Source organism: Terrabacter sp. FW104-15G4B, assembly GCF_058790095.1.
Window position 1 is genome coordinate 1 of record NZ_JBYTCI010000073.1, and the last position, 581, is coordinate 581.

Annotated in this window: 1 protein-coding gene; it reads right to left on the minus strand. The window is 71.6% G+C overall.

The window, feature by feature from the left end:
- Positions 1-581, minus strand: a 581-nt coding sequence (locus AC3WRT_RS20670) for a DUF1501 domain-containing protein (protein ID WP_492725289.1), incomplete at both ends; no start/stop codon positions are given.

Genomic DNA, 581 nt, shown 5'->3' on the forward strand with positions numbered 1-581 from the left:
AAGCTGTCTACGGTGCGGATCGCGACCTCGGGGTTGGGGCCGATCATTGACTGCGGGGTGGTGGCGGATCCGACTGCTGCGGAGGCGAACGTCGTCACAGGGCCGCTGAGGCCTATCATGCGGTCGAGCCATCCGGTGCGCAGGCTCGATCCGGGGGCGGCGTTCTCCATCGTGGCCATGGCGTCGAAGTGCGACCGGGTCGGGTTGACCTGCCCGACCGCGTGGACCGCCGCCAAACCGCCCGCGTCCCAGATCGGCTTGAGGGGTGCGAGGGCCGGGTGCAGCCCGAACATGGTGTCAAGCTTGATCGCGCGGGAGGCCGGGATGGCGATCGTGGGCCGGGCAACGAAGTAGTTCGGGTCGCCGACCGGGACGACCGCGGAGAGTCCGTCGAAGCCGCCGCGCAGGCTCAGGATGACGATGGTGTCCCCGGTGTAGGCCGTCCCGGCGAAGGCGAGCTGGGTGGCGGCGCTAGGGCCGGCGACGGCCACGACAGCGCCGAGGGCTCCGAGCGCCCCGGCGCCGGCGAGCAGGGTGCGGCGAGAGACCTGCGAGGTCAGCGCCTGACCCTGCGGACAACC